General features: G+C 50.8%; 22 protein-coding genes. 5 read left to right on the plus strand and 17 right to left on the minus strand.

Features of this window, described 5'->3' with window-relative positions; translation table 11 throughout:
• Positions 1–268: 268 nt before the first annotated feature.
• The 3 genes from NST37_RS14490 (at position 269) to NST37_RS14500 (ending at position 3,715) form a co-directional block, all read left to right on the plus strand.
• The gene (locus tag NST37_RS14490) at positions 269–1,498 is read left to right on the plus strand and encodes an S-layer homology domain-containing protein (protein ID WP_003385760.1); all 1,230 of its coding nucleotides are present in this window, start codon (positions 269–271) and stop codon (positions 1,496–1,498) included.
• A 161-nt stretch (positions 1,499–1,659) separates the two neighbouring features.
• Positions 1,660–2,508 carry a lipoate--protein ligase family protein gene (locus tag NST37_RS14495; protein WP_031932887.1) on the plus strand — a complete coding sequence of 283 codons (849 nt, stop codon included), beginning with the start codon at positions 1,660–1,662 and terminating at the stop codon, positions 2,506–2,508.
• Positions 2,509–2,578: 70 nt separating this feature from the next.
• Entirely contained in the window at positions 2,579–3,715 is a 1,137-nt protein-coding gene (locus NST37_RS14500; protein ID WP_243014297.1) for an acyltransferase, read from the plus strand.
• A gap of 16 nt (positions 3,716–3,731) precedes the next feature.
• Here NST37_RS14500 and NST37_RS14505 read toward each other — a convergent pair whose 3' ends face one another.
• Positions 3,732–4,439 (minus strand): hypothetical protein, encoded by a 708-nt coding sequence (locus tag NST37_RS14505; protein WP_339185532.1) that lies wholly within the window; start codon positions 4,437–4,439, stop codon positions 3,732–3,734.
• A gap of 289 nt (positions 4,440–4,728) precedes the next feature.
• On the opposite strand from NST37_RS14505, the gene cbpB reads away from it, so the two are divergent.
• Positions 4,729–5,205: a cyclic-di-AMP-binding protein CbpB gene (gene cbpB, locus NST37_RS14510; RefSeq protein ID WP_003385765.1), complete on the plus strand. Its 477-nt coding sequence runs from the start codon at positions 4,729–4,731 to the stop codon at positions 5,203–5,205.
• Positions 5,206–5,269: 64 nt separating this feature from the next.
• Here cbpB and NST37_RS14515 read toward each other — a convergent pair whose 3' ends face one another.
• The 3 genes from NST37_RS14515 to NST37_RS14525 all read right to left on the minus strand — a co-directional run bounded on the left by NST37_RS14515 (position 5,270) and on the right by NST37_RS14525 (position 7,909).
• Positions 5,270–6,349: a YheC/YheD family protein gene (locus tag NST37_RS14515; RefSeq protein ID WP_003385766.1), complete on the minus strand. Its 1,080-nt coding sequence runs from the start codon at positions 6,347–6,349 to the stop codon at positions 5,270–5,272.
• A gap of 223 nt (positions 6,350–6,572) precedes the next feature.
• Complete coding sequence (locus NST37_RS14520; protein ID WP_024983812.1) at positions 6,573–7,133, minus strand: class I SAM-dependent methyltransferase; 561 nt, start codon at positions 7,131–7,133, stop codon at positions 6,573–6,575.
• A gap of 20 nt (positions 7,134–7,153) precedes the next feature.
• The gene (locus NST37_RS14525) at positions 7,154–7,909 is read right to left on the minus strand and encodes an MBL fold metallo-hydrolase (RefSeq protein WP_031932889.1); all 756 of its coding nucleotides are present in this window, start codon (positions 7,907–7,909) and stop codon (positions 7,154–7,156) included.
• 52 nt (positions 7,910–7,961) lie between these two features.
• Here NST37_RS14525 and NST37_RS14530 point away from each other — a divergent pair, with 52 nt between their 5' ends.
• Positions 7,962–9,002 carry a hypothetical protein gene (locus NST37_RS14530; protein ID WP_003385769.1) on the plus strand — a complete coding sequence of 347 codons (1,041 nt, stop codon included), beginning with the start codon at positions 7,962–7,964 and terminating at the stop codon, positions 9,000–9,002.
• 99 nt (positions 9,003–9,101) lie between these two features.
• Here the strand turns inward: NST37_RS14530 and NST37_RS14535 are convergent, their stop codons facing one another.
• The 13 genes from NST37_RS14535 to NST37_RS14595 form a co-directional block, all read right to left on the minus strand.
• Entirely contained in the window at positions 9,102–9,968 is an 867-nt protein-coding gene (locus NST37_RS14535) for a 2-oxoacid:ferredoxin oxidoreductase subunit beta (RefSeq protein WP_003385771.1), read from the minus strand.
• On the minus strand, positions 9,940–11,718 hold the full coding sequence (locus NST37_RS14540; protein WP_003385773.1) for a 2-oxoacid:acceptor oxidoreductase subunit alpha: 1,779 nt from the start codon (positions 11,716–11,718) through the stop codon (positions 9,940–9,942). The genes NST37_RS14535 and NST37_RS14540 overlap by 29 nt, the downstream gene beginning before the upstream one ends.
• A gap of 194 nt (positions 11,719–11,912) precedes the next feature.
• Positions 11,913–12,851, minus strand: coding sequence for a dipeptidase (locus NST37_RS14545; RefSeq protein ID WP_003385774.1), 939 nt, complete (start codon positions 12,849–12,851; stop codon positions 11,913–11,915).
• A 146-nt stretch (positions 12,852–12,997) separates the two neighbouring features.
• Positions 12,998–13,258 (minus strand): stage V sporulation protein SpoVS, encoded by a 261-nt coding sequence (spoVS, locus tag NST37_RS14550; RefSeq protein ID WP_003385776.1) that lies wholly within the window; start codon positions 13,256–13,258, stop codon positions 12,998–13,000.
• A 117-nt stretch (positions 13,259–13,375) separates the two neighbouring features.
• Positions 13,376–14,170, minus strand: coding sequence for a TIGR00282 family metallophosphoesterase (locus NST37_RS14555; protein ID WP_024983816.1), 795 nt, complete (start codon positions 14,168–14,170; stop codon positions 13,376–13,378).
• Positions 14,171–14,421: 251 nt separating this feature from the next.
• Entirely contained in the window at positions 14,422–15,978 is a 1,557-nt protein-coding gene (gene rny, locus NST37_RS14560) for a ribonuclease Y (protein WP_031932891.1), read from the minus strand.
• A 276-nt stretch (positions 15,979–16,254) separates the two neighbouring features.
• Positions 16,255–16,896 (minus strand): RecX family transcriptional regulator, encoded by a 642-nt coding sequence (locus tag NST37_RS14565; RefSeq protein ID WP_003385781.1) that lies wholly within the window; start codon positions 16,894–16,896, stop codon positions 16,255–16,257.
• A gap of 65 nt (positions 16,897–16,961) precedes the next feature.
• A complete protein-coding gene (recA, locus tag NST37_RS14570) occupies positions 16,962–18,020 on the minus strand; it encodes a recombinase RecA (RefSeq protein WP_003385782.1) in 1,059 nt (352 codons plus the stop codon).
• 162 nt (positions 18,021–18,182) lie between these two features.
• Complete coding sequence (locus NST37_RS14575; RefSeq protein WP_327955578.1) at positions 18,183–19,769, minus strand: DEAD/DEAH box helicase; 1,587 nt, start codon at positions 19,767–19,769, stop codon at positions 18,183–18,185.
• Positions 19,766–21,016, minus strand: a complete 1,251-nt coding sequence (locus NST37_RS14580) for a competence/damage-inducible protein A (RefSeq protein WP_327955579.1) — start codon at positions 21,014–21,016, stop codon at positions 19,766–19,768. Before NST37_RS14580 ends, NST37_RS14575 begins: the two co-directional genes overlap by 4 nt.
• Positions 21,017–21,069: 53 nt before the next feature.
• Positions 21,070–21,645 (minus strand): CDP-diacylglycerol--glycerol-3-phosphate 3-phosphatidyltransferase, encoded by a 576-nt coding sequence (pgsA, locus tag NST37_RS14585; protein WP_003385785.1) that lies wholly within the window; start codon positions 21,643–21,645, stop codon positions 21,070–21,072.
• Positions 21,646–22,992 (minus strand): 30S ribosomal protein S12 methylthiotransferase RimO, encoded by a 1,347-nt coding sequence (gene rimO / locus NST37_RS14590; protein ID WP_003385786.1) that lies wholly within the window; start codon positions 22,990–22,992, stop codon positions 21,646–21,648.
• Between the two features lie 114 nt (positions 22,993–23,106).
• Positions 23,107–24,015: a RodZ domain-containing protein gene (locus NST37_RS14595; protein ID WP_003385787.1), complete on the minus strand. Its 909-nt coding sequence runs from the start codon at positions 24,013–24,015 to the stop codon at positions 23,107–23,109.
• Positions 24,016–24,017: the final 2 nt, after the last annotated feature.

The following is a 24,017-nucleotide window of genomic DNA, read 5'->3' on the forward strand; positions in this document are numbered from 1 at the left end:
ATGAGGAAACGGTCCCATATAATTTCCCAAGAGCACATCTGCTGTGGTCCGTGCCTCCCCTGTTTCCTTGTACTTGTCTCATTCATACCGGCTCCCCTTTCAGAGCCCCTGCGTCATAGCCTTTTCCTGCTTTCTTCATAGAACAGCGTTTCTGCGTGAGACTAATTACACAATTTTGCCAAACGGGCTTGGTTTTCTGCAACTTATCCTTGTCCCCTGGCGTCATAGAAGCAGGCCGAACGAAATCAAAAGAGATCAGGAGGTTTCTATGAAAAGAGTTCTTACGTTTTTAATGGCGGTGATGCTCTTTGTCACTGTCGTGCCGTTCGTCAGCGCGTCGACGACCTTCTCCGATGTCCCTCGGAGTCACTGGGCGTACAAAGAAATCCAGGCAATGGCGTCCAAAGGGATTATCAAAGGCTACGAGGATGGAAAATTCCGTCCCAACAACAAGGTAACCCGTGCCGAATTTGCCAAAATCATGATTGCAGCAGCTGGCGTCGATATTCACAAGCAAAAGGTGAGCCAGACCTTCCAGGACGTTCCGCGCAATCACTGGGCGTTCTACTATGTAGAATACGCCAAGCCGTACCTGACCGGGTATAAATCCGGGAACAAATACACCTACAAGCCTGATCAGTATGCTGTACGGGAAGATATTGCCGTCGCGCTCGTCCGCCTGTTGGGCTACGATCGCACACACAAAGCCGACCTTAGCGTACTGAAGCGCTTCAACGATGACGACCGCATTTCGGCTGCGCTTCGCCCTTACGTTGCGATCTCGATCCAGACCGACCTGATGAAAGGAAGCAACAACTACTTCCGTCCGCAAGATGCGATTACTCGTGCGGAAGCGGCTTCTCTCCTGTATCGGGCTCTGTTGGATCGCGAAGATGATGAAACAAAAGTGGTCTTCCCATCCCCTGACAAGCCAACTCCGGAGCTTCCGACCAGCGTCAGCGACAATTTCTCTTCGGAGGAATTGAAAAACTGGGATACAGACAATGCAGTAGGCACATGGGGTGTCATTAACAAGCAAGCAACGGCCACGACTACTGACCGCAAGCTGGAGCATTTCTTCCTGCCTTTGATCTGGAACGAAAAGGCCAATACGGATCACTTTGAAATGTCTGTGGATGTCAATGCGAACGGGACAAACGGTTTGGGCGGCCTTTACTTTAACGCAAAGGACGGCAAAGCGCATGTCGTTTTCCTGAACAAAGATCGTGTGACCCTTGCGACCGTGGATGACGTCAATGACGACGATTTCGATACCATTGCATCCGGTTCTTACAAGCTGAAAGGGACGAACAAATTGAAAATCGTGGTAAAAGACGATGCCGTTTCGATTTACATGAACAACCAGTATTTGTTTGGCCAGGAAAAATTGAAGCTTTCCAATACTCAGCTTGGCCTTTATTTGCAAAAAGATGCGACAAAGGATGCTCCGCGCAAGCTGACCTCTCTTGATAACTTCACGTTTAAAGTGCTTGACTGAGTTTCGATATCACCGTTTCCGTCGGTTGTGCGGTCCGCTTGTGGCCGCCAGCCGGAAACGGTTTTTTTATTCGCGGCAAAAATTGCGTGTAGAAGATCACTAGAAATGAATGGCGTTCAGAGTTATAATGGTAGCGATTCTTGACCGGGAAGGGGTTTCCTATGTCATTTCTTGTAAACCAGCCGTTTTTGTGGATGGATTCGGGCATCTACCGGAAAAGCCCGCTTGAGCCTCTCTCCCGTGACGAAGCGTTGGCGGCTCAGATGAAGAGAGATGGAGCAGCTCCCATTTTACATTTGTGGGTGTATGACAAAGCCCTGTACCTGGGGCGGCGCGATGCCAAGCTCCCCCGGTTGGAGGACGCTTTACGCCATTTTGGACAGCAAGGCTTTGGCTGTGTGCTGCGGTCTTCCGGCGGCGCCTGTGTCCCGCTCGATGCTGGTGTGCTAAACTTGGCCTGTTTGCTGCCCGATACCACCATCTCTATCGATGCATTTTTCCGCTTCGTTACCGGCTTGCTCGCAGTCGGACTGCGTGACTACGGTGTCATCGAGTTCGGGGAGGTGACAGGCTCTTACTGTGCCGGAGAGTATGATTTTTCGATTCACGGAAAAAAAATCGGCGGCATGGCTCAGCGCCGCACTCGTTTTGGTTCCATCCTGCAGTTGTGCATCAATGTGGAAGACCAGCCCCGCGGAGAGTGGATGGAACATTTTTACGATTTGGCCGGCCTGGCTGAAATGGAGAAAAACAAGCCGATCCCCTTTATTGACGGAAAAACAGTGGGCAGTATTGATGCCCTCACCGGCAAAAGCGTCTCTGTAGCCGACGTCAAAGAACGGCTGCTTGCTGCCATTCAATCAGAATGGCCCGTACAGCCTGCAGCGTTTGCCGTTGATGCGCAAACACTTTCCGAGTCTCGTGTCCATTTGGCAGAAAGGCTTGACTTATTTGCATTTACAGCGGAAGAGTTGCGTAAACCAGACTGGAAATTAACAGCCGAACCGTAAAAACGTATTTCCTGGCAACCAGAAAAAAGCACGTGGATAAAACGTGCTGTTAAAAGCTTTAGGAGGAGATATGAATAGCAATCGAAAGGGGACTTTTCAGGATCTGAATGCCCTTTTTGTTTTTGGGGCTGCTACCGTATTGGTCATTCATATTCTGGGTTTCTTTATTCAGACACAGAGCGAGTATCCCTGGAATATGGACATCGAGGCTGTCTTGCTCATATTGCTGCGGTTTGGACGCTCGCTGTTTATCTTTGCAACGGGGATGCTGCTTTTTTACTGGTATCAGAAACGCCAGGTCGACTGGGGGGCATTCTGGCGAAAGCGCTGGAGAGTCATCGTTCTTCCCTATATCATTTGGACGGCGATTTATACAGTTTTCAAGCTGCAAACCGTTAACGTGGCCCAATTGGCTCCACAATTTTTTCACAGCCTGCTAACCGGCAGTTCTTTTTATCATTTATATTATATTCCGTTATATCTGCAGCTGAATTTGCTCTTTTTTGTTTGCAAGGAGTGGTTTGAGCGGTATTTGCGCTTTTGGATGGTCGCTCTGCTGTTTTTCTTGCAAAATGCGCTGTACGTCGCATTCCACTATTTATTTGCCGATCCTCAGTGGGCAATCGATTGGTCTGCGGGCCCGCTGCTCTCTCTGATCGAGCACGGATACGTAAGCGGTCAAAATTACGTCTATATGTACTTCTTTACTTTCGCACTGGGGGCATATGCCGGACTTCATGTGGATAAATGGCGGCTCTGGACAGATCGCATCAAGCTGCCAGCATGGATCTTGACAATCAGTCTGGGCGTTTGGATCGCGTACCGCTATTTGAACAACCACATCAGTTATGAACAGAGCCTGAATATTTTTGATCCGATTTACTTGATCTATACGACGAGCTTCCTGGTCAGTTTTTATCCGCTCTCCCGGTATCTTGGCAAACTACCGGCGCTCAGCGAATGGCTGTCCAAATGGGCGAGGTATAATATGGCCATCTACCTTGTGCATCCGCTGATCCTATTCCTGCTGGAGAGCTACGTCATCTTCCGGCTGAATTGGTCAACTCCGGTCTTAATGGCGGCAATGTTTGTAATTACCCCGCCATTGTGTATTTTCCTGTATGAGCACACCCTGATTTCCTTCTGGAACCAAAGGCCAAAACGCAAGAGCCGTAGACGGGTACAAATAAACACACATGGCGCCTAAACAACTTAGGCGCCTTTCACTTTTCAAAGCGATGGGTCCGTTCATTGTAACGCAGAAGCTGGTAGGAGCTCTTCTCCATCAAAGCGACTCCCGTCTGGTCCAAAGTGCGTTCCAAACTGAAATAAACCATGGTTTTTCCCTCTGGGTCCAGCTTTACGGTGGCATCGAGCACATCCATCGTCTCTTGTTGATTGCGGCGGTGGGCGATACCGCTCCAGGCCTCATGATAACCTTCGGGCGTCTTATGAATCACGTATAAGGCACGCTCATCTCCTTGCACAGCGGAGATGTCTGTCGTCAGAACCAAGTAATTCTCCCCGACAACCTGATAGCTGTATACGCTCTCCTGCTTGCTGAATACAGCTTCATAGTCACCATTTCGGCGTTCGTACAGGATTGTCGCCCCTAGTCCCTCTGGCAGTTTTACAGCCGCGAGCAGATCAGGAGCATCCGGCGTACCCTCAGTCGCCGAAGAGGGCTTTATAGATGCGTCTATTTTTCTTATCCCTATAGGGACAACTGTAATTTGGGCAGGAACAACCAGATTGCGCACGCTTTCATCCAGCTCTTTGCGCAAATCCTCCACGAGCCAGTCGGGGACTTCAGACATTTGGGCGCGATCAAATCCTGAGCCGTGCAAAGATAACTGTCTGCCCACAAAAAAACCGGCTCCTGCAGATAAGATCATGAACAGGGCAACAGCCCCCCAAATTGTTTTTCGCATGGCAACACAGCTCCTAGCAAAAGGGGATCCATCAGTAAGACGATTGAACCGGTAAAAAAGTTACGCCTGTTTTCCTACAAAATCCTAGTGTAAATAGCCCTGCGATCCTGCATACTACAGGGTAAGGGACGTTTGTTCCACACCTCGATATTTGCCCGGCTGTTTTGCCGGGCATCTTTGTTTTGTTTGCACGCAGCCCTACCCTTCCCTCTCTCCATACGGTATCATAGAGGTGAACCACATAAGGCGAATCAGGTTCGCCAATGTAGAGAAAGGTGGTGGACGTTGTTTGAATCCGGACTGGCAACTGCTCCATACAAAAATAAAAGATCTCGTAATTGCGTCGACAAAAGTAGCTCACGTACAACTGGGGAATTCTTTGGAACATGCCCTGCTCGTACTCATCAAGTCTGGCTATTCGGCAATTCCCGTATTGGATCACTCCTATCGCCTGCACGGTCAGGTCAGCACAACGAATATTTTAAACAAAATCTTGGGCTTGGAACGATTTGAATATGAAAAAATGGATGATTATACAGTCGATGAGGTGATGACGACCAAAATTGCCCGGATGAAGAATTCGGAGGAGTTTTTGAAAGCGTTGGAAATGTCGATCAACCATCCATTTATATGTATTGAGGACGAAGAAGGGGTTTTCCAGGGCATCCTGACGCGAAAATCCATCCTGGCAGTGGCATATCGCCATTTCCGCCAACTTCCTTACCCGGCGGCAGAAAATCAGGCCACTCCATCTGATGCTACATAGTGTCCCTCATTTTTGCTAAAAGAAAAAAGCAGGCCTGGCCTTTCGGCAAACAGGTCTGCTTTTTTTACTGGCTGCTTTTTCTGATAGACGGAACCATCCCTCTCATCAGGGAGCTGGCGTATTCAAGGGGATGGCGATAGGTCTGCTTAAACATTGCCATTTCCCCCGCGCTATAAAAGGAGTAGCGCTGATCTCGAATATTGATCTCGATGAGATAGGGGTTCCCTTTCCCATCAATCCCCATGTCCATTCCCAAATCGGCAAGCGAAGGGTAGTAGCTTTCATACTGCCTGGCCAACTGTATCGCTGCAAGCCCGATCCTTTCGATGATTTCCTTCTGCTGCTCAGGAGAAAAACTCTCTCTCAAAACGGTCTCCAGAGGGAAAGCTCGACCTCCGCGGGCCAAATTGCTCAGCTTGTTCTTTTGATTGGCCACTTTCGCAACCATTCCGCTTACAGACCACTTCTGCTCCCGGTTTTTTTGCACGGAGACCCGTATGTCAAATGTTTTGCCTTCATACCGGGCCAGAGGGATACCTTGCTGGATCAAGTACCGTTTGTTTCCGATCCACCTGGCAAGCTCCACAATCAGACCTTGCCGAGATAATACTTTTCGATACTGTGAAGAGATGAAATGGTAATGGTCCCCCTCTCGCTCGATGCGAACCACACCGATTCCTACCGAACCAATCGATGGCTTCACATAGACGATTCGATAGCGGTCGAGGAAATGACGCAGGTTGTCTCTTGAATAAGGGACCGTATGGGGCAAATAGCTGCGCACTTGCGGGTTTTTCCAAAGCATTTGATGGACTTTCCGCTTGTCTCTGACGACCAAACCGTTAAAAACGAGCTGTGTCTTGCTCAGGCTTCTGATTACTTGACGGGCTTTCAGGTCTCCTGTCAACACGCGGTTATGGATAACCCGCGGCACAGGAACCACTCTCGGAACCAAGCGGCTCCCATTCCAAAAATAGCCTTTCACCTTTCCGTTCGACAAGACATGGCGAGGATGAAAAAAGACTGGCTCAAGACCTAATTCTCTCCCGATTTCCACATAATAAGGCAGTCGTTCATACGATTTTTTGCCGTTGATGCCGTGTTGGATGATGTTCCAATCCAGCATGATTCCGACTTTATTCACGGAGTTTTGCCCCCTTGATGCATTCCTCATCATAGGGTATGTATATGACCCGGGAAGGGCGTGCCTATTTTCCCGAACATGTTTGTTTGCTCCTTCGACACCCTTTTGCATTCTTTTTTAAGGTTGTCGGAACATGCGCTTGCCCGGGAAAGAAAAAATCTCTGCCGCCAGTCCAAAGCTGCGAAATACAAAAATCAGGCCTCCGTAAATGGCAAAACGCTCCTCACATTTCTCTTCGTTCTATCGCCAGCAAAAAAGGGGCCTGGTTCTGCTGATTGAGATACTGGTATTGGAGCACCAAAAATTCCAATTGGCTGAGTTGCGAGCAATATAACTGCACCGCTTCCTTTTCAGCGGAGCCAGCCGGATGCCCCCAATAAACCATGACGGTCATAATTCCGCCGGGCTTCAAAAGGGACAGACCCGCTTCGATCGCCCGGATCGTAGTCGCTGCCTGGGTCGTGATCTCTTTGTTTCCCCCTGGCAAATACCCCAGGTTGAACATAATCGCCCCGACCGGCCCCGTCAGCTGCGTCATCTCCTCGTGGCTCGCTAATTTCATCTCGACCCGTTCGAGGACTCCCTCTCGCTCGAGGCGTTCTTTTGTTTTCTCCATGGCTTGGGGTTGGATATCATAAGCGATTACCTTGCCGGTTTCACCCACATGACGAGCAAGGAACAGGGTGTCGTTCCCGTTTCCCATCGTTGCGTCGATCACCGTTTCCCCGGCAACAACTCTCTCCCGTATTAATGTTCGTGCTACTTCCAAGACATTGGGAAACATCTTGCTTCTCTCCTCTCTTTCTATAGCGATAGATCTATCTGCAAACCGATTTTTGCTACATAACAAGTGCCGCTCTGGTACGCTTTCGCTTCTTGCCGCACTTCCTCTTCTGTGTACTCGTGAAACAGATGAGTGATGAGAAGGGAGCCGCAGCGCAGTCGCTCCGCCCATTCCGCCGCCTGCCCAACGCTCAGATGTCCATTTGGGCGTGCAGGCTTGTTTCGCTCCAGATAAGTACCCTCGCAAATAAACAAATCGGCCTGGCTGGCGAACGGTGTCCAATCCGTTCCCGGACCGCTGTCTGCTCCATATACAATCGTTTTTCCCGACGATTCCAATCGGATTGCATGGCAAGGGTCGCCATCTCCATGATCGGTGCGGAGGAATGAGACGCGGATATCCCCGATCGTCAAAGTTGTCGTTTCATCTACCGGGTAAAAACGAGTCGCATCGCGGTACACCAGTTCCGCCGTTTTTTCAGCAGGTTTGCCCGGAGCGTAAATCGGCAGCGGAGACTCTTGGTCCCGCTGGCCAAATAATTGATGGACCATGAGGCCGTACTGCAATACGCCGACATCGGCTACGTGATCATGGTGATAATGGGAAAGGATGAGCGCATCCAGATCGTAAACCGGCAGATGACGGGTAAGCTGAGCTAATACACCACTCCCGCAATCGAGCAGAAGGTTGGTATATGCGGTCTGAATCAGGTAGCCGGGAGTCGCTCCGGCAGGGCCCGGATAAGGGGACTGAAACCCCAGGACAGTAAGGAGCATATTCATCGCTTCCTCTCTCATAGGATGAAGTAAGTGGGACAGGAGGTTTGTCATGCAGCGTTCTTGGAAGGCCGCACTGCAAATTGCCTTTACGTATATCGGTACGGTGGTGGGAGCAGGCTTTGCTTCCGGCAAAGAAATTGTTGAGTTTTTTGTTCAGTATGGCTCCCAGGGGCTGGTAGGCATTCTGCTTGCCACCGGCTTGTTTATCTGGGGCGGAATCCGGGTCATGGTGCTATCCTATCGGATTCAGGCCGATTCTTACCAGGACCTGAGTACCTATTTGTTTGGACGACCCGTCGGTACTATCTTCAACATGCTGCTCTTGACTGTGTTGTTTGGAACAACCTCAGTGATGCTGGCTGCAACTGGAGCTGTCTTCCTGGAGTCTTTCCAATTATCTCCGCAGCTCGGGATTTGGGTAAGCATGATCCTGATTTTTTTGGTGGCACGAAAAGGCTTGTTTGCCATTCATTCCGTCAACAGCTTGTTCGTCCCCCTTTTGATCGGCTTTACCCTGCTCGTATTTCTATATTCCCGGCCTTGGCTGGATGACGAGCCCCTGATCGAAGCCGTCAAGCCTTGGGCCTGGCTGAGCTCCCCTCTCTACTATGTTGCCTTAAATATCTCGCTGACACAAGCTGTGCTCGTTCCAATCGGTCGTCACAGCTTTAGCGAGAGGCCACTGATATGGGGAGGCATACTGGGCGGTTTGGGCATTGGCATTCTTTTGCTGTTGGCCTATGCTTCGATGTCCGTTCGCATGCCGGCGATCGGCCACGCAGAGATGCCCATGATCGCTCTGCTGCAGGGCCTCGGCAAAGGGATTCCGTTTTTCTTCTCGATTTTGGTCTACACGGAAATATTCTCAACGCTCGTCGCAAATGTTTTCGGCCTCTCCGAACAGATCAAGAAGGCAACAGGCCTACGCCGCTATACGATTGTAGCAGGCATCCTGCTGGTCGGATACGCCATCAGCTTCATCGGTTTTGGTCCCTTGCTTCGTCTTCTTTATCCCATGTTTGGACAACTCGTAATCTTGTTCCTCCTGATGCTGTTTATCCAGCAAATCCGCGGGAAACCGACATCGTGACGCATTCTGGAAGAGCACTCCGCAGCCATCAAAAAAACCTCTCCATCACCCGGAGAGGTTTTTCTCATGCTTTTCATCAAAAGGTGCGAATATGCATGCTTACGCGAATTCAGCTACCAGTTTCGCAAAGTCTTCTTCGCTCATGCGAATATCTTGACCAGCCAAGGATTCTTCTTTAAATCCGGTTACCAGCTGCTCGTAAGCTTTTTGTTCTGTGTTTTGGTAGATCAGACCGGTCAACAGGCCTTTGTACTGCATGGAAGTAGCCATCGCTTTGATGCGGTCATGCGGATCATAGCCTTCGATGGTGTCTACCGGCACAATGTTTTCTTTGAACCAGTCATAGGTGTTTACCTTGTTGTAGGTTACACAAGGACTGAATACGTTGATCAGAGAGAAGCCCTCATGCTTGATACCCATTTCGATCAGTTCAGTCAACCCTTTCAGGTCGCTGGAGAAGGATTGGGCTACAAAGGTAGCGCCGACAGACAGAGCCAATTCAACTGGAGAAATGGCAGATTCAATCGAACCAGCCGGAGTCGACTTGGTTACGAAACCGGTCGCGGAACGTGGAGACGTTTGACCTTTTGTCAAACCGTAGATTTGGTTGTCCATTACGATATAGGTGATGTTCATATTGCGGCGGATCGCATGAACAGTGTGGCCCATACCGATCGCGAAACCGTCACCGTCACCGCCGGCAGCGATAACAGTCAGCTCGCGGTTCGCCATTTTCAGACCTTGCGCGATTGGAAGTGCACGACCGTGCACGCCGTGGAAGCCGTAGCAATTGATGTAACCGGAAATACGTCCGGAGCACCCGATACCGGATACGACTGCCAATTGTTCAGGTTCGAGACCTACGTTAGCAGCAGCGCGTTGAATCGATGCCTGTACGGAGAAGTCTCCACAGCCCGGGCACCAGTTTGGCTTTACGTTATTGCGAAACTCTTTCAAAGTCGCCATGTTTAATCAGCCCCTTAACTTCGCTATAGATTTCCTTCGGCAAGAACGGGTTTCCGTCGTATTTCAGCACGGATTGGATCTTTTCAGCGTGTCCGACGTGCTGTTTGAGCAGATTGGTTACTTGCGCTTGTGCGTTATGTTCAACTACGATCACTTGTTTTGCTTTTTCAACATGCGCTTTCAGTTGTTCAGCCGGGAATGGATGAATCAAACGGATTTGTGCATGGTTTACTTTTACGCCTTCGTTTTCGAGACGAGCTTTTGCTTCCTGGATCGTACCGATCGTGGAGTTGATTCCTACGATCAATACATCAGCCTCTTCGTGCTTCGCATCGAATACGACTGGGTTTTTGAAGGTTTTCAGCACGCCTTCCAGTTTGCGCATGCGCTTATCCATTTGAGCGACACGGTTAGCTGCGTTCTCAGATGGACGACCCGTCTGGTCATGCTCAACGCCTGTAACGTGGTGCAAGCCGTATTTTTGTCCCGGAATAACACGCGGGGAAACGCCGTCTTCCGTTACTTCATAACGCTTGAACAGGTCGTTCTGCTCTTTTTCAGGCAGTTCTTGTCCAGCCAGCAGTTTTCCGCGGCGGATCTCAACCTTGCTATAGTCAAATGGGTCAACGGTTTGTTTACCCAAAGAGAGTGTCAGGTCGGTCATGAGAATGACTGGGAGCTGATATTCTTCCGCGATGTTAAACGCTTCCACAGTGTCATAGAAGCACTCTTCAACCGTGCTCGGCGCGATAACGACTTTCGGAATATCGCCGTGAGTACCGTAGATCATTGCGTTTACATCGGATTGTTCTTGCTTGGTAGGCATACCTGTAGATGGGCCGCCGCGTTGTGTATCCACGATCACAACCGGTGTCTCTGTAATACCTGCCAGACCGATTGCTTCCATCATCAGGGACAGACCAGGACCTGCAGAAGCAGTCATCGCGCGAACGCCACCGAAGTTAGCGCCGATAGCCATTGTAATGGCAGCGATTTCGTCCTCAGTCTGAATAACAGTACCGCCAAACTTCGGCAGCTTTTTGATCAGATATTCCATAATTTCGGAAGCCGGAGTAATCGGGTATGCAGGCATGAAACGGCAGCCTGCGGCTACTGCACCGAGGGCAATCGCGTCGTTTCCGATCAAGAACAATTGTTTTTGACCTTCAGCCTTCTCCAGTTGGAATTCAGGGAGTTGTCCACCCGTCAATTCGTTGACAAAGTCAAATCCGCGGCGAATAGCCTCCATGTTCTTTTCGACTACTTTTTCGCCTTTGCGGAGGAACATATCTTCAACAATGTTACGGTAGCTTTCCGCCGGAATGCCGAGGATCGCGCTGGAAGCACCAATGGACACCATGTTTTTCATCAGGGACGTACCCAGTTCGTCTGCAATCTCGGACAAAGGAACGGTAAAGAAGCGAACTTCTTTCAGACCTTCCGGCAGCTTCGGGTTAAATTTCGCGTCCGCAATGATGATACCGCCTTCGCGCAGCTCGTGAGCGTTAAAATCAATGGTCTCCTGGTCGAAAGCAACGAGGATGTCCAGATCGTCGGAGATTGCGCGCATAGGCTTGGTGCTCACACGAATTTTGTTGTTGGTGTGTCCACCCTTAATACGGGAAGAGAAGTGGCGATAGCTGTACAGATGGTAGCCCATCCGATTCATGGCCATCGAGAAGATTTCACCAGTACTCTCGATACCCTCCCCTTGCTGTCCTCCAACTTTCCAGGAAAGTTGACTAATCATTCAGATTCCACCCTTTCAGTGACTGTGAGAAAAAGCTGCCCCACCTTACACGACAGGTTCCGATAAGATGTGACAAAATTGTGCATAGACTGTACCAATTGTAGTCCGAGCCATGCAAAAAAGCAAGTGCTTTTACTCAACTTAACTTTGACCTGAATAAAACGTTGAACTTGGTACATTAATGTTCTCAATGACTATTGTAGCACGTTTCGGAAAACACGCAACCAGTTTTCACGCATAAATTTCTGTACTTCCGCCTCTTTATAACGCTTCTGGAGCGCATTCACCAGATTGTGGTAATCGCCCGCTCTGGCAAGGTCTCCAAAGGTTGTCGTGATGCCGTCAAAATCGGAGCCGAAAGCAACATGGTCGACTCCTCCCAAAGCGCAAACATGATCCAAGTGACGAAGCAGGTCGTCGATCCAGACCGTTCTCTTTTCCGAGGTGACAAAGAAGTCTACAAAGGTCAGGCCCATCACGCCTTTATTGGCAATGAGCGCTTTGATCTGCTCATCGGTCAGGTTGCGCGGATGATCACATATGCTGCGGGTATTGGAATGGGAAGCGATGACCGGATCTTTCGACAGCTCCAGTGTATCCCAGAAACCGGGCTCGGCCACATGTGAGAGATCGATCACCATCCCCAGGCGATTCATTTCCGCAATCACCTTTCTGCCGAACATTGTCAAGCCTCCCGGATTCGGTTCCTGGCAGCCTGACGCCACGGCATTTCCGTGATTCCAGGTCAAGGTCATGCCTCGCAAACCCAGACGGTGCCAAGTTCTCAGTTGAACCAGGCTTTCTTCCAGTGCATGCGCCCCTTCTACAAACAGAATAGCCCCTTTGGTTCCCTTTAATACACATTCCTCCAAATCAGCGTTGCTTAGAATTGGACGGAACTGTTCACTCGCCACGCGCTCATGAAACAGGTCAAGCATCTCCAGCACGGCCTGAAAGCGCCTTCCGAACGGAACATGCTGCGGCACGTAGCAAGCGAGCACTTGTATATCCACATTCCCTTTTTGGAGGTCAGGGAAACCTGCCTGCAGCTCCTCATGCCCCTGGTAAAAATCAAGCTCCGGTCTCTCCCACAGCTTGGACAACACGTCGCAATGGGCATCAAAAATCCCCACAGCCACCCCTCCATATCTATAGAAGCTCTCTGACATGCATCACTCTCAAATCAAACCGTACCATACCTGCCCTGCTTTCGTATACATGAAAAAAACCTGTTCATTCTACGAACAAACAGGCAGTCCAAAGCATGTTCAGTTAGGAATTATCTGGGTTCTACGATCAGCTTGATTGCTGTGCGCTCTTCTCCATCAATCACGATGTCGGTAAAGGCTGGAATGCAAATGAGGTCAACACCACTCGGCGCTACGAACCCTCGTGCGATTGCTACTGCTTTTACAGCTTGATTAAGTGCCCCGGCGCCAATGGCTTGAATCTCAGCCGCCCCGCGTTCGCGAAGCACACCTGCTAGGGCACCAGCAACGGAGTTGGGGTTAGACTTTGCTGAAACTTTTAATACTTCCATCCTTTTGAACCTCCCGTCTGATAGGAATCCTCTCATCATTAGAATGATATTCGCATAACCCCTAAAAATTCCTGCAACTGCACATGAAAGATTCAAAAAATTCAAATCTTATTCTTATTATTCCATAAATGGATGGTCGGCGTCAATTCGGATTCTCTCTAGTTTCTTCGCATTCCCTGTTGCTTTGTCGATGGTTATGAGCACAGCGTTCAGTTGGGCCGGTTCCCCGGCTACCTCGAATCTCGCAGGAAGCTGGGTCATGAACTTTCTGATGACGGCCTCGCGATCCATACCCAAAATACCGTTCATCGGACCGCACATCCCGACGTCACACAAAAAGCCTGTACCCTGCGGGAGAACCCGCTCGTCCGCTGTCTGCACATGGGTATGCGTGCCGACTACCGCGGTAACCCGGCCGTCCAGATACCAAGCTAGCGCTTGTTTCTCTGAGGTTGCCTCCGCATGAAAATCGACAAAGATGTATTTGGTACGCTTTCGCGCCTGCTCTACAAGCTGATCCGCCGTTTGAAACGGACAGTCCAGCGGCGGCAGAAAAGTCCGGCCCTGCAGATTGATGACCGCCAGCTCTCCTTCTGATTGCTTGATATACGTAATCCCGTTGCCCGGAGCTCCCTGCGGGAAATTGGCGGGACGGATCAGGCGAGGCTCACCGTCGATGTAGTCGAATATTTCTTTGTTATCCCAAGTGTGGTTTCCCATTGTAATGGCATGGACGCCTAAGCCAAACAGCTCCTTGGCAATTTTCTCTGTTATCCCTCTTCCGTGAGCAGAGTTCTCTCCGTTTACAACCACAAAAGCGGGTTGGTACTTTCTTTTCAATAATGGAAGATACGTTTTGACGATGTCTCGTCCAGGAGATCCCATGATGTCTCCAATAAACAGCAGTTTCATTTCGCCTTCACCTCAAGTACTAGTATAGCATTTCTTGCTCGCAGAAAAAAAAGCGGCCCTTCTCTTGGCGCCGGCACTTCCGCAACGGGTTTGCACGGTCGTAAACATTTCGGCCATCGAAGCTTTTGACGCGCCGCTGCTGGCTCTTTTGTGATGAAGAAGCATTTTATTCGCTCGAAAAAGGGCAGCAACTATGACTCCGCTCATTCCCCACAGCGACGATAAAAAAAAGTAAAGTGGCATCTGCCACTTTACTTTGCATACTCGACTGCCCTGGTCTCACGAATAACGGTAACCTTGATGTGACCTGGATAGTCAAGTTCATTTTCAATTCGCTTCGTAATCTCACGTGCCAGACGAGTTGCTTCGGCATCGTCGATTTTCTCAGGCTGCACCATGACGCGAATCTCGCGTCCAGCCTGAATGGCGTAAGATTTTTCCACGCCATCGAACGACTCGGAGATCTCCTCCAGCTTTTCCAGACGCTTGATATAGGTTTCCAGCGTTTCGCGGCGCGCACCTGGTCGTGCGGCCGACAGAGCATCCGCGGCTCCAACCAGCATGGCGATAACAGAAGTTGGTTCCGTGTCTCCGTGGTGAGATGCAATACTGTTGATAACCACAGGATGTTCGTTGTACTTCTTGGCCAGCTCGACGCCAATTTCCACGTGGGAACCTTCCACTTCGTGGTCGATTGCTTTTCCGATATCGTGCAAAAGGCCTGCCCGTTTTGCAAGCTTCACGTCCTCTTTCAATTCCGCTGCCATCAAACCGGCGAGATGAGCAACTTCCATCGAGTGCTTCAACACGTTTTGACCATAGCTGGTCCGGTAACGCAGGCGTCCCAAGATTTTGATCAGATCTGGATGGAGGCCGTGAACACCTGTTTCAAAAGTAGCCTGTTCTCCGTACTCACGAATTCTCTCATCCACTTCCCGACGAGCCTTTTCAACCATTTCCTCGATACGAGCCGGATGGATACGTCCGTCAGCAACAAGCTTGTCCAGAGCGGTTTTCGCAATCTCCCGGCGAATCGGGTCAAACCCTGACAAAATAACGGCTTCTGGAGTATCGTCGATGATAAGATCAATCCCGGTAAGTGTCTCCAACGCGCGAATGTTTCGTCCTTCTCGACCGATAATTCGCCCTTTCATTTCATCGTTCGGCAACGTGACGACCGAAACGGTTGTTTCCGCCACATGATCTGCAGCACAACGTTGAATCGACGTTGTGATGATTTCGCGAGCGCGTTTGTCGGCTTCCTCTTTGGCTTGGGTCTCGATCTCTTTGATCATGACGGCCATCTCGTGGCGAACCGTGTGCTCTACCTCAGTCAGAATGATGGTTTTCGCTTCTTCTTGCGTCAAACCGGAGATGCGCTCCAGCTCTGAAACCTGCTCTTTATATAAGTGCTCCACCTTGCTTTGCATGTCCGCAATGGTTCTGTCGCGTTCGGCCAATTCTTCTTCCTTGCGCTCCAGCTGTTCCATTTTGCGATCCAACGCCTCTTCCTTTTGCAGAATGCGGCGTTCCTGGCGCTGGATCTCGTTGCGCCGCTCGCGCAGTTCCGTCTCTGCTTCGGAACGAAGTTTGAATACTTCATCCTTCGCTTCCAGCACCTTTTCCTTCTTGACGGCTTCCGCGTCCCGTTTGGCTTCTTCCACGATCTGTCGTGCCGCTTCCTCAGCGCTGGAGATTTTTGCCTCCGCGATGGATTTGCGTACGAAGTAGCCAATGGCAAGTCCGACAAGCAGCACGGCAACAAGCACAATCATCATAACTATGGAGTTTTCAAAAATGGCACTCATAGGCTTTCTTGTTTCACCTCCTTGTGGTAAGACATCTCCCCGCTTTCCAAGCATTCGTTATTCACGGCGTACTGCTGTTCTATCGCTCTTACGAAAAGCTAAAAAACAGGACCGATTTTACTCGGTCCGCTGAATCCGTACATCCCGTACGGTTCTTCAGTTGTTCACTGGGTACGAGCGATCAAATCAGCGAAAAGGTATGATACAGCTAGTAAATACATATCTATTTTATTATTTGTGAACAAGAATTGTCAAGAACATGCAAATGGAGCCATTCTAGTCCGCACCGTGCTCTCTCAGCTCTCGGCGAATCTCCTGAATGACTGATTGCGAGAATCCCTTCCTGTACAGCATGGCCAGAATTTTTTGCTCGTCGTTTCGATCTAATTCCCCTTCGAAGCGGCGCAGTTTCTTTTGAACCAGTGCACGTGCGGCACCAAGCTCATCGTCTCTGGTGACTGTGCTCATCGCTCCTTCGGCTGTCTCCTTGTCGATCCCCCGCTGTTTCAGCTCCATCCTCAGCATCATCGGACTTCTCGGCTTTAACCGCAGCCGTTCATTTACCCATTGCCTCGCAAAGGCCTGATCATCGATATATCCCATTTGCTTGCATCGATTCACAATAGTTTCCGCCACTTCCAGCGGATACCCTTTCTCTTGCAGGTAGGAGACTACCTGCTGGGAAGTACGCGGTCTGATCCCCAAATAGCGCAGGGCAAGCAAAAATGCTCTGTGCTCTTCCTCAGCCAAAAGGATTTCCCGCACAAACCCATCGTCTACTTCTACGCCTTTGGCAAGCTGATACTTTACCAATATATCTTCGTGGACCGAGAAAACCAGTTCATCACCGATATAAAAATGATAGCGATGCTTATTTTTTATATCGCGGTGAACAGCGGTGATCTTGCCGCTCTTCATCGGCTTCTCCCCTCTCACAAAACAGGAACAGCCTGTCTAGAGCGACAGGCTGCCACATTTTCAGTTTACTCCAGATCGAACATCGGTTCCTCATCTTGCTCAGGATCGACGACCGGTTCGGTTGCCGGGATGGAACCTGGGTTCAGGCTGTAGTATTCACGTACCTTGGCCTCGATTTGGGCTGCGATTGCCGGATTTTCCTTTAAGTAGATCTTGGCATTTTCACGGCCTTGGCCCAAACGCTCATCATTGAAAGAATACCATGCTCCGCTCTTTTGCACCACGTCGATTTCGGCACCGATATCAAGAATGCTTCCTTCCTTGGAAATCCCTTCGCCGTACATAATGTCCACTTCCGCAGTCTTAAACGGCGGCGCTACCTTGTTCTTGACGACCTTCACCTTGGTTTTGGAGCCGATCACGTCATTGCCTACTTTGATCGATTCAGCCTTGCGGACATCCAGGCGAACGCTGGCATAGAACTTCAGAGCTCGTCCACCAGGCGTTGTTTCAGGGTTTCCGAACATAACCCCTACTTTTTCACGCAGCTGGTTAATAAAGATCGCAATCGTCTTGGACTTGTTGATGGCACCGGAGAGCTTGCGCAGAGCTTGCGACATCAGACGGGCCTGCAAACCGACGTGCGAATCGCCCATCTCCCCTTCAATCTCAGCCTTCGGTACGAGTGCCGCAACGGAGTCGACGACAATGATGTCTACCGCGCCTGAACGAACCAGCGCTTCCGCGATTTCCAGAGCCTGCTCGCCAGTATCCGGCTGGGACAGCAGCAGTTCCTCGATGTTGACGCCCAGCTTGGCGGCGTAAACAGGATCGAGTGCGTGCTCCGCATCGATAAATGCTGCCTGTCCTCCCTGACGCTGTACTTCTGCAATCGCATGAAGGGCGACAGTCGTTTTACCGGAAGATTCCGGTCCATAAATTTCAATAATTCGGCCACGCGGGAATCCTCCCACACCGAGAGCAATATCAATGGCTAGAGCGCCAGTGGATACGGTGGAAACTTGAACGTTCGCCATATCCCCCAGCTTCATGATGGAACCCTTACCAAATTGTTTTTCTATTTGACGCAATGCACTTTCTAAAGCGGCGCGGCGGTCTGACAAATACGACACTCCCTTTCCAAATCGTTACTGTTATCTTCTTGTCTTCATCATACATCGAGACAGAAGGGTTTGCCAAGTATTTTTTGCGAACAAATATTCGCATAGAAAAACCACCTGCCCGAAATGCGGGGCTCGGTGGTTTTTTCCAGCCTTGCAGAAGGATCAGGAGCGCTTGCCGCGCGGCTTTGCAGGCTCCAGGTTGATCCGCTTGCCGTTTATCCGCGTCTGGCGCAGCGACTCGTATACAAACGGCGCCACTTCCTCAGGCACCTCGACAAACGTGAAGTTTTCGAAAATGTCGATGCGGCCGACAGCCTTGCCGGGGATGCCGACAGACTCGGAGATTTCACGAACCAAATCTTGCGGGCGAACATTCGCGTTGCGCCCTACATTCAGGAAGAAACGAACCATGCCTTTTGCTGCGCCGGTTTCACCAAAGTTGTAGGCTTCAGCCTCTTCCGTTTCGCCAATTTCACTGTGGAAGGCGAGATGCAGGGCTGCGGCTGCCACCTTTTCAGGAGGATACTGTTCCGTCAGCGATTCTGCGACCTTCGCGTACATTTCGGCGATCGTATCGTTTTCCAGAAGCGAGATCAGTTGCTCTCTTAGCTGCTCCTGCTTGCGCTCCGCCACTTCCTCCAGGGACGGAACATTGCGGGAGATGATCTGCGCTTTCGTCTGTTTCTGGATAAACATCATTTGTCTCATTTCGCGAGGGGTCACCAGCGTCATGGCGATACCTTTGCGTCCGGCGCGGCCCGTGCGTCCAATCCGGTGGACATAGCTCTCGGAGTCCTGCGGAATGTCGTAGTTGATGACGTGAGAGACATTTCCGACGTCGATCCCGCGGGCAGCTACATCAGTTGCGATCAAGAACTCGATCGAGCCTTCACGGAACGCATTCATTACTTTGTCCCGCTGCGCCTGAGAGAGGTCCCCGTGCAATCCGTCCGCCAAATATCCGCGTGTCTGGAGCACCTCTGTCAGCTCGTCTACGCCTCTTTTCGTCCGGCAGAAAATGATTCCAAGCTCGACGTCTTCGCTGTCCAGAATGCGGCAAAGGCTCTCTACCTTGTTGCGGTCAAAAACCTTGTAGTAGACCTGTTCAATCAGGGGAGCGGTCACTTCCTCGCGGCTCACTGCAATCGTTTCCGGCTTCTTCATGTACCGGCTGGCGAGGCGTTTGATCTCAGGAGGCATGGTTGCGGAGAAGAGCAAGGTTTGTCTCTCTTCCGGGAGGTGGTTGATAATCGTTTCGATGTCATCCACGAAGCCCATGTCGAGCATTTCGTCTGCTTCGTCCAGTACGAGTGTATGTACATTTTCCAGTCTGAGCGTTTTTCGGCGCAGGTGGTCGAGCACGCGTCCCGGAGTCCCCACGACCACTTGCACGCCTTGACGAAGCGCACGGATTTGGTGGCCGATCGATTGTCCTCCGTAGATCGGCAGGGTGCGGATTTTTTTGTACTTGGCAATTCGCATCAGTTCGCCTGCTACCTGAATGGCCAATTCGCGCGTCGGCGTCAATACAATGGCCTGCACTCTGTTGCCTTGCGTCACTTTTTCCACGAGCGGAATCCCGAATGCTGCTGTTTTTCCCGTACCCGTCTGGGCTTGACCGATCAGGTCTCCGCCCTCAAGCACTTTCGGGATGCACGCCGCCTGAATCGGTGACGGCTCCTCGAAGCCCATGTCATAGATGGCTTGCACAATTGATTTATGTAAAGGAAAATCAGAAAAAATCGTCATATACGTTCACCTTTCTTTAGTCGCTGAAGCGCGTAGAATAAAGCAAATTTGGCAGCACGTCCCACGATAGCGTGTCTTCTGCCGGCAAGTCGGAGCTCTTTGACAACAGTCGGCAGTCCATCTATTGCCACTCCAATGTAAACAAGTCCCACGGGTTTGCCCTCTGAAGGGGCCGGACCGGCAACACCGGTTACCGAAATGCCGCAGGTCGCGCGCAGTTTTTGACGCACGTTTTCGGCAAGCAGCCTTGCTGTTTGCTCACTTACCGCTCCGTCAGTGTCGAGTACAGCTTGGGGAACATCGACCAGCTCGCGCTTGGCATCGTTCGTATAGCATACGATTCCCCCGCGCATGACTGTTGAACTGCCGGGAACGGAGGTAACTAGCGAGGCGACTTTGCCGCCTGTGCAGCTCTCGGCGCATGCGATGGTCTTCCCGTTTTGTTTCAACTCTTCTACAAGGACCTCGTGGAGAGAGGTTTCCCCTTTGGCATAGATAAATTCGCCCAAACGTCTGTAAATCTCCCGCTCGACCGGCTCGATCAGCTTCTCTGCTTCGGCCACCGTTTTTGCCCGTGCCGTAATCCGCAGTGTAACCTCAAACTCTTTGGCATAAGGGGCAATCGTCGGATTCTCCTGGCTTTCAATCAGATCGAGCAGCTGTTCTTCCAACGCGGATTCGCCAATCCCGTAAAAACGCAGGACATGGGAGTGAACCACCTGCTGCTCCGGCAGCAAGCCGATCAAATAAGGCATGACGTACCGATCGGCCATCGGGTACAGTTCGCTCGGCGGCCCCGGCAAAAGTACAAATGTACGGCCATTGTGCTCTGCTGCCATCCCCGGCGCCATCCCCGTGTCGTTCGGAAACACCTGCCCGCGGTCAAAAACGAGCGCCTGCTTGCGATTGTTTTCTGTCATGACAATGCCGCGCTGGTGAAAAAACGATTCAATGCGTTCCATCGCCACAGGATCAGTCACAAGTCCGGCGTCAATATGTGCCGCGACCGTTTCCTTGGTCAAATCGTCCTGAGTCGGGCCCAGACCGCCGGTAAAAATAATCAGGTCGGAGCGGACAGAAGCTTGCTTGATGACCTGCATCAGCCGCTCGGTGTTGTCGCCCACAACCGTATGGAAATAGACTCCTACGCCGATCTCCGCCAATTTTTGCGACAAAAACTGCGCATTGGTATTGGCGATCTGCCCCAGTAAAAGCTCTGTTCCAACAGCAATAATCTCCGCTTTCATGCCCCTCATCCATTCTCTTTGAGGATTGAAAAAAGAGTCCAATACCCGTTTTCTTACGAGTATTGGATTACGTTGCGATTCTTGGCGAAGTAGTCATAGCCCGAGTATAGAGTGATCACTACCATGGCCCAGATCGCTACTGTATCAAATGGAATCCCAAAAATAGCAAACGGGAAGTTGCGGATAATCACGGCCGTGATCGCCACGATCTGAATCCACGTTTTTATTTTGCCCAAGGCGCTGGCTGCAATTACCTGTCCCTCTGCCGCTGCGACGAGACGCAAACCGGTAACAGCAAACTCCCGGCTGATGATGATAATCGCAATCCATGCCTCCAGCCTTTGCATTTCCACGAGAGAAATCAAGGCCGCAGAGATCAGCAATTTGTCAGCCAGCGGGTCGAGAAACTTCCCCAAATTGGTAACGATTTTTCTTTTACGGGCGATGTAGCCGTCTAGACCATCCGTACTGGCCGCTAGGATAAAAACCAATGCCGCAATCAGCTCGTTGTAGGTCATCGTCAGGCTGCCGATGGTAAAACTCCCGATATTGTAACGCACCAGCAGAAAAAACATGACTACGGGCACCAGGAAAATCCTGGCAAGGGTGATGCGGTTGGCGAGATTCACCTAGACTACCTCCCCGGCCAAGTCATATTCGTAGGAGTGCGTAATCTTTACTTTCACGATCTTGCCCAGCTCGCCTTTGTAGCCGGAAACAAACACTTCACCGTCAATTTCCGGTGCATCGTACTGGGTGCGACCGACGAAAATGTCATTGCGCCCTTCGTAACGTTCGATCAAAACATCCAGTTCGCGACCGACAAAACGTCCGTTCCGCTCAGCGGCAATCTCCCGCTGGATCTCCATCAGAATGTTTGCTCGCTTTTCCTTTGTTTCTTCATCGACATGGTCAGGAAGCCGTGCTGCTGGTGTATCGTCCTCATTGGAGTAAGTAAACACACCCAACCGATCGAATTTCACGTCCTTTATGAACTCGCAAAGCCGCTCGAAATCCTCTTCGGTCTCACCCGGAAAACCGACGATCAGAGATGTACGGAGAGCCACATCCGGCACCTGAGCCCGGATCTTGGCCACCAGTTCACGTGTATCCCGCTGGCGTCCTGGGCGGCGCATTTTTTTAAGGACATGGTCCTCGGAATGCTGCAGGGGCATATCCACGTATTTACATACTTTCGGGTTGGAGGCGAAAACGTCAATCAGCTCGTCCGTAAAGAAGCCCGGATAAGCGTAGTGAAGCCTCAGCCACTCTATCCCTTCCACCTCTGCCAGGCGGTTCAGCAGCTCGGGAAGCATGTGTTTTCCGTCGTAAATATCGGTTCCGTAATTGGTTGAGTCTTGCGCAATCAGACTGATTTCGACAATGCCCTGTTCGGCCAGATGCCTTGCTTCTTCCACAATGGATTCGATCGTGCGGCTGCGAAATCCTCCGCGCATGATCGGAATGCTGCAAAACGTACAGGCGTTGTCGCAGCCCTCGGCAATTTTCACATAAGCGGAGTAGGTGCCTGCTTTTACTTTCCGCTTGACTACTTCCTCGTACGTAAAAATGGGATTGCCCACATAGACCGGACGTTTTCCTGCAAGTGATTCCTCGATAATGCCGGTGATCGACATGAAGTCGCCCGTACCGACAATTCCGTCCACCTCGGGAATCTCGTTCAGGATATCCTCTTTGTATCGTTGCGTGAGACAGCCTGCCACTACCAGCGATTTCAGCTTTCCGGAGTCTTTCAGCTCGGCCATATCGAGAATCTTGTTGACCGATTCTTCCTTGGCAGCATCAATAAAACCGCAGGTATTGACGATGACGACAGTCGCTTCATCAGGATTGTCGACCAGTTCGTAGCCTTTCTCATCTATCAAATGGGCCATCATATCCGAATCGACCAGATTTTTTTCACAGCCCAATGTTACGATCGCAACTTTTTCTCGTGAGCCTACCTTCTCTGTCATCCTTCATTTCCTCCAATTGGTCACACCAGCCCAGATTACACCTATACAGTATAATATAAGCTACAACGGAGTGTCAAAGTTGAAGAACGCACAAAAGGCAAGCAAAATGCTTGCCTACTCAGTGACTGGCTGCCCCAAAGTGATGCTTACGTTGGATGGCATGAACTTCAGTTTTGATGTATCCAATGCCGTTCCGTTGACGGTCACTTGCACTGCACCCGGTTTGCCAAGACGTATATACGCTGTTTTTCCCAGCTCGATCTCAACTTCCTGATCCTTGGTCAGCGTACCCTGTTTCGGGAATTTCGTCGTCTTCGCCTCCGCCGCGCCATACCAGCAGTTTTCTCCAACCGCTTTTATTTTTACTTTGATTTTGTCGCCGCCAGTCAGGGTGTACTTGTACAGAGAACCTTGCTGGGATTCAAACGTCAGTACCGACTGCGGCACCTCCTCCGGAACAACCGGTGCTGTCGAACCGTTATCCGGCGTTGTTTCCGGCGTTACAGCAGGCGGATTGGGGGTTTGCGCCTGTGGCACTTGTGGCACTGGTGTCGGATTTCCTGCCTGGCCCGGTCCTACAACCTCTGCCCCTGGATTCAAATTGCCTCCGGGAACCGGCTGCGTCGAAAACCCGTCGCTATTGACAGCAGCTACGTAAATAACCCCGATGATCAGCCCTACAAAGAGCACCAGCAGCGTCTTGGTAACCCACTTGCCTGCTTGAAGCGGATTGCTTGTTGTAGCGACTCGCCGCCGGCGGAGCCGTTCCAATTGTTCCTGTGGAGGTTGGGCTGGCAGGTCCGACTGGAAATGGCTCATGATATGGTTTGGATCTAGCCCAACAGCTTCCGCATAGCTCTTGATGAACGCGCGCGCGTAAAAGTGGCCGGGCAGTACGTGCAAATGGCCCCTTTCAATGGCTTCTAAGTAACGCCGTTGAATTTTTGTGATCCGCTGAATGTCGTCGAGCGTAATTCCTTTTTCTTCGCGGGCCTCTTTTAGTACTTGACCTAGCTCAGACACAG

Origin of the sequence: Brevibacillus sp. FSL K6-6036, from assembly GCF_037964015.1 — a bacterium.
In the GTDB taxonomy this organism is placed as follows: domain Bacteria; phylum Bacillota; class Bacilli; order Brevibacillales; family Brevibacillaceae; genus Brevibacillus; species Brevibacillus borstelensis.

Coding starts and splice junctions, on each gene's coding strand:
- NST37_RS14580 (WP_327955579.1), bottom strand. CDS start 21,016: ATGAAAGCGGAGATTATTGCTGTTGGAACAGAGCTTTTACTGGGGCAG.
- NST37_RS14540 (WP_003385773.1), bottom strand. CDS start 11,718: ATGATTAGTCAACTTTCCTGGAAAGTTGGAGGACAGCAAGGGGAGGGT.
- NST37_RS14555 (WP_024983816.1), bottom strand. CDS start 14,170: ATGAAACTGCTGTTTATTGGAGACATCATGGGATCTCCTGGACGAGAC.
- spoVS (WP_003385776.1), bottom strand. CDS start 13,258: ATGGAAGTATTAAAAGTTTCAGCAAAGTCTAACCCCAACTCCGTTGCT.
- NST37_RS14565 (WP_003385781.1), bottom strand. CDS start 16,896: ATGAAGAGCGGCAAGATCACCGCTGTTCACCGCGATATAAAAAATAAG.
- NST37_RS14495 (WP_031932887.1), top strand. CDS start 1,660: ATGTCATTTCTTGTAAACCAGCCGTTTTTGTGGATGGATTCGGGCATC.
- rimO (WP_003385786.1), bottom strand. CDS start 22,992: ATGACAGAGAAGGTAGGCTCACGAGAAAAAGTTGCGATCGTAACATTG.
- NST37_RS14530 (WP_003385769.1), top strand. CDS start 7,962: ATGCAGCGTTCTTGGAAGGCCGCACTGCAAATTGCCTTTACGTATATC.
- NST37_RS14525 (WP_031932889.1), bottom strand. CDS start 7,909: ATGCTCCTTACTGTCCTGGGGTTTCAGTCCCCTTATCCGGGCCCTGCC.
- NST37_RS14575 (WP_327955578.1), bottom strand. CDS start 19,769: ATGACGATTTTTTCTGATTTTCCTTTACATAAATCAATTGTGCAAGCC.
- NST37_RS14535 (WP_003385771.1), bottom strand. CDS start 9,968: ATGGCGACTTTGAAAGAGTTTCGCAATAACGTAAAGCCAAACTGGTGC.
- NST37_RS14490 (WP_003385760.1), top strand. CDS start 269: ATGAAAAGAGTTCTTACGTTTTTAATGGCGGTGATGCTCTTTGTCACT.
- rny (WP_031932891.1), bottom strand. CDS start 15,978: ATGAGTGCCATTTTTGAAAACTCCATAGTTATGATGATTGTGCTTGTT.
- NST37_RS14505 (WP_339185532.1), bottom strand. CDS start 4,439: ATGCGAAAAACAATTTGGGGGGCTGTTGCCCTGTTCATGATCTTATCT.
- NST37_RS14500 (WP_243014297.1), top strand. CDS start 2,579: ATGAATAGCAATCGAAAGGGGACTTTTCAGGATCTGAATGCCCTTTTT.
- NST37_RS14520 (WP_024983812.1), bottom strand. CDS start 7,133: ATGTTTCCCAATGTCTTGGAAGTAGCACGAACATTAATACGGGAGAGA.